This window comes from Bacteroides sp. 11BF (assembly GCF_019633765.1).
GTDB lineage: Bacteria > Bacteroidota > Bacteroidia > Bacteroidales > Bacteroidaceae > Bacteroides > Bacteroides hominis.
This window is the reverse complement of the sequence record NZ_JAFKPJ010000039.1, coordinates 1-8,634: the sequence shown is the minus strand read 5'-3', so window position 1 is coordinate 8,634 and position 8,634 is coordinate 1. Positions and strand designations below refer to the sequence as shown.

General features: G+C 37.5%; 4 protein-coding genes. 2 read left to right on the top strand and 2 right to left on the bottom strand.

What is annotated here, in order from left to right:
* The coding region (locus tag JZY04_RS20495; protein ID WP_220577452.1) for a TonB-dependent receptor at positions 1-3,148 on the top strand (3,148 nt) is incomplete at its 5' end.
* A 28-nt stretch (positions 3,149-3,176) separates the two neighbouring features.
* A complete protein-coding gene (locus JZY04_RS20490; protein ID WP_122142358.1) occupies positions 3,177-4,793 on the top strand; it encodes a RagB/SusD family nutrient uptake outer membrane protein in 1,617 nt (538 codons plus the stop codon).
* Between the two features lie 112 nt (positions 4,794-4,905).
* On the opposite strand, the gene JZY04_RS20485 is transcribed toward JZY04_RS20490, so the two are convergent.
* Both JZY04_RS20485 and JZY04_RS20480 read right to left on the bottom strand, forming a co-directional pair.
* Entirely contained in the window at positions 4,906-6,156 is a 1,251-nt protein-coding gene (locus JZY04_RS20485; protein WP_122142357.1) for an alpha/beta hydrolase family protein, read from the bottom strand.
* Positions 6,157-6,898: 742 nt separating this feature from the next.
* Positions 6,899-8,221 carry an ATP-binding protein gene (locus tag JZY04_RS20480; RefSeq protein ID WP_005776503.1) on the bottom strand — a complete coding sequence of 441 codons (1,323 nt, stop codon included), beginning with the start codon at positions 8,219-8,221 and terminating at the stop codon, positions 6,899-6,901.
* Positions 8,222-8,634: the final 413 nt, after the last annotated feature.

Genomic DNA, 8,634 nt, shown 5'->3' with positions numbered 1-8,634 from the left:
TGTCGAGGTCGGTACCACCAATGGTGTTATAACCGACATTAGCGGCAAGTTTACGTTAATGGTCGATCCTAATGGAAAGATCAGAGTATCTTATATCGGGTATCAGCCTCAGGTACTTGATGTAAAGGGCAAAAATTCTTTTAATATCAAATTGAAAGAAGATTCTGAAATGTTGGAGGAAGTTGTTGTCACGGGATATGGTGGCAAACAGCTGCGTACGAAAGTGACGAACTCTATTGCAAAAGTGAAAGATGAAGCATTGAAAGTCGGCTTATTCTCTAACCCCGCCCAGGCACTCTCCGGAGCAGTTGCAGGTTTGAAGGTTACCCAAGCCTCTGGTAGCCCGGGTGCGGCTCCTAAAGTAACGCTTCGTGGCGGTACTAACTTCGATGGTTCAGGTGATCCTCTGGTTATTGTAGACGGGCAATTGCGTGATGGTATGCAGGATATCAATCCGGAGGATATTGAATCCATGGAAGTCTTGAAGGATGCGGGAGCAACCGCTATTTATGGTGCGCGAGCAAGTAATGGTGTAATTTTAATTACTACAAAAACAGGTAAAGAAGGACGTCGCGAAATCAACTTCAAAGCTAAGATGGGGTTGAGTTATGTAAACAATCCTTATGAGTTTTTAGGGGCCAAAGATTATATCAACGTACTGCGTACAGGATATAGTAAGTCCGGATTTACAACCTCAGACGGAGAGTATGTCTCTATTGCTCCACTTAGTAACTTAACAAGTGCTTCTCCATTCGGTACCGGTAATACACTGAATGATAAAATGATCTGGAACATTATGAATAAAACGGCAGACAATGCCTATCTGTTACAGAAAGGATGGCAAGAAATGCCGGATCCTCTGGATCCCAGCAAAACCATTTTATATAAAGATACTAATCCGGCAGATTATAACCTGAATAATCCGGCGATATCTCAGGACTATAATATCAATATGTCCGGAGGTAATGATAAGGGTACTTACTATGCAGGATTAGGCTACAACCGTCAGGAGGGACTTCCTATCAAGACATTCTATGAGCGTTATAGTTTTGTTTTGAATGCCAGTTATAAAATTACAGATTGGCTTACTAGTTCATCCAACTTCAATTATAACCGTGCAAATTGGAAAAACATGCCAGGATCACAAACCAGTGAAGGCAATTACTTCGGACGTATCATGTCTACACCTCCCACCGTTCGCTTCCAGGATGAGGACGGGAATCCAACTTTAGGCCCGGTAGCTGGTGATGGAAACCAGAACTATCAGCCCGACAAATGGTGGAATTTTAATCAGAGTGATAAATTTACCATGGTACAGGCTTTCCAGGTTGATATTTTAAAGAATCTTTCTGTAAAAGGTACTGCCAACTGGTATTACTCCGAATCATTGGCTGAAAGTTTCACCAGAGATTATGAAAATACACCGGGCCAATTTGTGAGAACACGCAGTTCTTCAGCAAGTTTCTCCAGAGATTTCTCTCAGACTTATAATGTGGTATTAAACTATAATCAAACTTTTGCTAAAGATCATAATGTGGCTGTTATGTTGGGTATGGAGTATTTTGATAGATATAGCCGTAGCTTTAGTGCATCCGGTTCAGGAGCTCCAACGGATGATTTTGCCGATTTATCACTGACAGATAATGGAGAAGGGAAACGTTCCATTGATTCAGGACATAGCGATTATCGCATTCTTTCTTATTTCGGACGTCTGAATTACGACTATAAAGGCCGTTATTTACTTTCTGCTGTCTTCCGTCAGGATGGATATTCATCTTTGTTAGGTGACAACCGTTGGGGATTTTTCCCAGGAGTTTCTGCCGGATGGATTTTTGGACAAGAAAATTTCGTAAAAAATGCTCTGCCTTTCCTGTCATTTGGTAAATTACGTGCGAGTTATGGTGTAAATGGTAACGCAACCGGAATTGGTGCCTATGACTTACAGGGATCTTACAATTCTCAGAAATATAATGGAAATGTCGGCTTCTTAATCGGTGCACTGCCCAACCCGGGTTTGAAATGGGAGAAAACCCGTACTGCAGAAGTCGGTATAGATATGAGCTTTTTTGAGAATCGCTTGAACGCAAACTTTACCTACTATAATCGCTTAACTTCAGACAAGTATGCTAACTTAAGTTTACCTTCTACAACAGGTTTCTCGTCAATTAAGAACAATAACGGAAAATTCCGTAATAGTGGTGTGGAAATAGAACTGTCGGGAAAAATCCTAAAAACCAAAGATTGGAGTTGGGATTTGGGCGGAAACATATCATTCAACAAAAACAAAATAGTTTCATTGCCGGATAATGGCTTAATTCGCAATCAACAGGATGCTGCTCAAATATACAGTGGAAAGCAATTATCTGATGGCACATATGAAAAGATTTGGGTCGGCGGTAATCAGGAAGGCTATGAACCCGGTGTTTTAATTGCATATAAAGCCGATGGCCTTTATCGCAGTTGGGATGAAATTCCCGGAGACTTGGTAGTCACATCCGGTAACTATTTCGGTAAAAAAATGTATGGACCGGAAGCTTGGAAGAAGTTGAGTGCCGCAGAGCAAAAGAATGCATTGCCCATTCAACCCGGAGATGTGAAATGGAGAGATATAAACGGTGATAAAATTATTGATAATTATGATCAGGTTGTCGTAGGAAATACAAATCCACATTGGATTGGTGGTTTCAACACCACATTGCGCTGGAAAAACTTTCAACTGTACGGACGCTTTGACTTTGCACTGGATTACTGGATCTATGACAATACTACTCCTTGGTTCTTGGGTTGTATGCAAGGAACTTACAATACGACCAAAGATGTATTCAACACTTGGTCTGAAGAGAATCCGAATGCCAAATATCCGCGATTTGTGTATGCTGACCAGCTTATGAATGCAAACTACTATCGTACTTCCACACTGTTTGCTTATAAAGGTAATTATTTGGCTATCCGTGAAATATCTTTAAGTTATTCTTTACCTAAAGCATGGGCAAACAAGGCTTATTGTCAAAAGGTGGATGTGTCGATCACCGGACAGAATCTGGGGTATATCACATCGGCTAATGTAGCTTCTCCTGAGGTTTCAAGTGCAGGTTCAGGATATGCTTTACCAAGAACCCTCTTGTTCGGATTGAATGTAACTTTCTAATGGTTAACTGATTTAAAAAGAAAAAGATATGAAAAGAATAAAATCTACAATATTATATGGTTTACTGGTGGCATCTTCGGGGCTGTTGGTAACGTCATGTGCCGATAAATTGGATCTGTCTCCGATTGATTACTACGGAAGTGGGTCTTATTGGAAAACAGAAGCTCAGGCTACCGCCTATATAGATGGTATTCACAAGCATTTACGCGATGCGGCATGGCAACATACAATCACATTCGGAGAGCTTCGCAGTGGACGTTTCATAACCGGCGCAAGTAGTGATGGCATGGGAGTTAGTAATGGTGATATTATTTTGCAAAATTTTGATGAAACACATACCGGAGTAAGTAAGTTCGGAGATTTATTCGGCCGTATTACTAACTTGAATCTTTTCATAGCACGTGTTACAGATGCCACCTATCTGTCCGATGAAATGAAAAACTTCTATTTGGGAGAAGTGTACGGTTTACGTGCTTTCTACTATTTTGATCTATACCGCATCTATGGCGGAGTACCTTTGCGCTTGACGGCTGATGTTGTTGAAGGAGTTATTGATCCAAACAAACTGTATATGGCTCGTTCGACCCCCAAAGAAGTGATGACTCAAATAAAAAGCGATTTGAACAAATCGATGGAGTATTTTGGAAATATGAATGATTTTGATCCATATAAACGTGGCAAAAAGGTATATTGGTCAAAAGCTGCAACCGAATGTTTAATGGGAGAAGTTTATTTGTGGACTTCTAAAGTAACCACAGGCGATGACGTAGCAAATCCTGCTGATTTGACTATAGCTAAAACTCACCTTGAAAGTGTATTGAATAATTACAACCTGAAAATGCTGGATAACTTTTCACAAGTATTCAATGCTAAAAACAAGGCAAATGACGAGATTATATTTGCCATTCGTTTCTTAGAAGGTGAAGCAACCAATAGTAATGGTACATTTACTTATAATGTAGGTACTGGTAGTACCAAAAACAGATATCAAGCCAATGGTGAAGTGTTTGGTGATGCTTTAGATATACAGAATACTGGTAATCAGACGTATGAATACAACAAAGCTGTTTATCGAAGTTTTGATGATGCAGATACCCGTAAGGAAGCGACCTTTATCGCCTCATACAATAAAGATGACAAAACAGGTGAGTTATCTCTCTATGGAACACATGTACGTAAAAATATAGGTTATGTAAATGCACAGGGAGCCCGTGTTTACTGTGGTGATTATATCTTCTATCGCCTGCCGTGGGTTTATCTTACACTTGCAGAAATAGCAAACATGGAAGGAGATAATGCAGTTGTCGCCAAATACATAAATCTGGTAAGAAAACGTGCCTATGGCAATGCATGGGATGAAACTCTGTATGCATATCCGGAAACGGCAGATTTTACAGCTAATGAATTAGCTATTTTACACGAGAAGGATAAAGAATTTGTCCAAGAAGGACAACGTTGGTGGGATTTACGACGTATGACTTTGACTAAGGGAGGAACACCTCTAGTTTTCTGTAAAGAAGGAAGTCTTTTGGGAGATGCCCCAATATTGAATGAATCTACAGAAGCACATAAACTTTTGTGGCCAATTGAAAAAACGATGTTGGATAAAGACCCCGCACTAAAGCAAACACCGGGATACAAATAATAACCGATAGGTATTTCTCAATATGCGATTATGATAGAGGGCGGAATGCACGTAATGTGTATTCCGCTTTTCTTTTAAATTGATTGTTTATTTAGGTTTCAATTACTACACTTCATCTTTCTTCCAATAATTCTCTCAACCATGGTACAACCAGTTCTGATTTAAAATAATGATTGGGACCATCTACATTTACCATTCGAAAATATTCATTACGATCCAGTCCTTCAGGTAAGTGTTTTACATTTTTTCGTGTATTTGGATCTGCGAATTTCTTATAATGATATACTTTCACGTTATCGGGAGCGCCTGCTATAGCATACGCTTTTCTCACAAGATTCAAGTCTCTATCTAATCCCCCTTCAGTCAGTATGATAGGACGGGGTGCCAAAGCTGCTACAATGTCTGGAAAATTGAAATTTTTCCAAAAATCAGGTATTAAATGACGTATGGAATTAGGGAATGGACGGCGTCCGTTTTTATCAGGCATAGTTATCACTTCCGCCCGTTCTTGAGTTTGACATAAGAAATCATTGTAAACAAAAGCATAAACTGAAGTATCAAGCGTACCCAATACCATCATAGGTTCGGTTCCCAAAGAAAATCCACTTACTACAATGCGATCTTTACGAATATGATCCTGGGTCTTCATCCAGTTTAAAACCTGCATATCCAAATATGAAGCGTATCCCAAATAGCTCCATCCCAATTCTAAAAGATGGCGAGATACAACATCGTAATCATAATTAGAGCCCAAAGTATATCTCTCCAGGTCTGAGGCTTCTCCGGCAGCCGGGTTATCTACTGCTACCGCTATATACCCTTCTTTTACAAAGTTGAGGGCTTGGGTCAGTTTCGGATCTTTGTACCGGTCGTCCAATTTGGGAGCTATCCCCGGTTCACCTGCAAGTCCCTCCTTATTTCCTCCGGAACCGGGAATACATAAAATGGCAGGTACGGGTTTATTTATATTATCAGGTATTAAAACAAGAAAAGTAGAAACGCATTCAGGAAACGGATAAAATTCCCATTTTTCTAATCGATAACCTTCCCGCTGTTCTCTTTTTATACAAACAGGAGCAGGAGAATTTTTTATTTGAGGAAAATTCATTATTTCTTCCATCGCATGGCGAAGTCCTTTTTGCCATTTTCGAAATTGTTTGGGAGAGAAGTCATCATGAAAAGCATAACGTGGCTTAGTATTTCTGAGCATAGCGTGCACTACACCATAAGAACTTAAGAATCGCCCGTCCTCACGTGCAGACGTGATTAAATTATGATCCTTAGGGGACCAGCCATCGGACTGAGCATATAGGCTGCCATTAAAAAACAGTGATATTCCAATTGTTAAAAAAATATTTTTCATGTGATTTAAATTTTATAGGTTTTACAAATATAGTTTTATTTTTTGATATACTCCTTTTAATTGTTGAAATATACAATTGGACATATAGTAAGTGACAGTATAAGATATGATGCAAAAAGATAGTATTTTATTTGTTTGAGAATCCTGTAATTTTATCTCCTATCCTACAAATAGAAGATAATATGAATAAATTGAGGAATAATATACTGTATTGGCAAAAGTAATGTATATAAATTCATTACTGCTACCGGAAGATATTAACTGGCTAAAATCAGAATGTTAACTTTGTGTTTTCAAGAAGTTAACTTCGTACAGATACGAAATTAATTTCTTGAAAACAAGTTGTTAGTTCTCTGTCAACAGACGGTCTAAATCACTGCTAAGAGTGTGAAAATAATCTTTTATATGTTCTATTTGGCAATGAAATTAAGAAAAAAGAAATATGTGACTATGTTCTTTTTTTTGAAATGTCTCTATGAGAGAGTAAACCGTAAATCGGCAAAAGCATTCTTTTTGATAGTAGAATAGTAATTTCACTTTCCTTCTGATTTGATAAAACGGTTCAGATTTTGTTTTTTCTATTCCGGTTCCGGTTATCCCTCTGATTAGCACGATGTAGAGACATCAAGAAATACAAAATGTCAGATCTATACCAATATATCAAATTGATAAAAGGGGTATTCAAAAAACAGGCTGCTCCATAGTAGATACTTTTATCATTTTACTAATGAACATTTATCTACTACATATCCTCTAATGATAAACAGACTGTATTTATTTGGTATTTAGCCAAAACTTTATTCTCTAAGTGCTCCACTTTCTTTTGGAAAAGTTCTGGCTTGAAATTCTTTTTTTGACGTTTGACTTCTGCTACAATTGCACTTTTGTTATCTAAATAAATAGCTACAATGTCAATTTCGTTTTGATTGCCTTTGGGCTCCCACCACGAACCAATAAGGCGGAATTCATAACTTTCAGCATATTTTTGCTTAAAATACTGTTCCAGGATTTTTCCTGAATATGTCGGATAGTCAGCTTTTATTAATTTTCGTAAGCCAACGAAATTTTTTATTTCAATGAGTGAACGATTTCTATCGAAATAATTAAACCAAAAATGAATAAAGTTATCGCATATTTCATATCTGACAGTTTGAGAACCCTCTTTAGAAAAGACAGGACGTTGGCGTACTACTATGTTATAGTCTTCAATTAATCGCTTTAGATAACCGCCCAGACTCTTTTCGCCAAGTAGTGCTTCTATTTCCGTCTGAGTATTATACCCGCCAGAGATGGCGCTCAGGATTGAGAAGTAAGTACCGTAATTCTTGCCGAATTCCTCTATTAATAAATTTTTTCCTTCATCTGTAAAAGGGGAGTTGTCTCTGACCATGAAATCGATCATTTCATCAACAGTTAACACTCTGTTATCACAAAATAATTCGACGTATTTAGGAACTCCACCAGAAAATGAGTATAGTGCCAATAAATCATCATTTGTATATTGGGGATGATAGTCTTTCATGATCTTCTTTAATACATTCAGACTGAAAGCTGAAAGTTTTATAATGTTGTCAGCACGGCCAAAAAGCGGCTCCTTTTCATTATGAAAAATCTTTTCCATTAACGAATAAATAGAGCCACTCACAACGAAATTCATGTGGGTTTTTTGTCTATACTGATCCCAGATATCTTGTATATCACTATAAATTGACTTATTGATATTGTAGAATTCTTGGAACTCATCTATAACCAAATTGAATGATTGTCTGGTAGCAGCTTCCATAATATACCGAAAGAGGGATTTGAAAGTCGATATTTCTTCTGGTACATAAATATCAAGTGCCTGGGAAACTAAGGTTATGAATTCCCGACATAGAGATGCCTCATTTTTTCTCCCCACAAACAAATAGATAGTAGGAGTTTTTTCAAAGGCTCTCATAATAAGACTTGTCTTACCTATCCTTCTTCTTCCGGTAACTACTGTCAGACGAGAGTTCTCTCCAAAAGATAATTCTTGTATCCTTTGTAATTCAGCTAATTCATTCTCTCTATTGTAAAACTTCATATTCTTTGTTTATTTAGTCCTTACTTTGTAACGGGCGTTACTGTAACCGCGGTTACAAAGATAACTCTATTTCTATTATTTCAAGTACAATGTTTCATAAGATTCCTCTGACGCTTTGTATAATAATGTTAATAGCTGATTGTGTTCTTTTCGATATGCCAATTTATATATGTCAACTATTTTGAACTAACGTCTTGTCTATTATGATATAAGTTAATTATGAAGATTATATTTATAATATAACCTTATTTGTTTGTCATTTATACCCTTATGCTACCGCTAATATTTATAAATAATGGGTCTATTTTTTTCTTTTTTATAATTATGTAAATTATTTAAATTGCTGTATGTTAGCTGTTTATTAAATGTGCTTATTATTCCATTTCTCCACATTTGGGTTACCGTCCCGATAG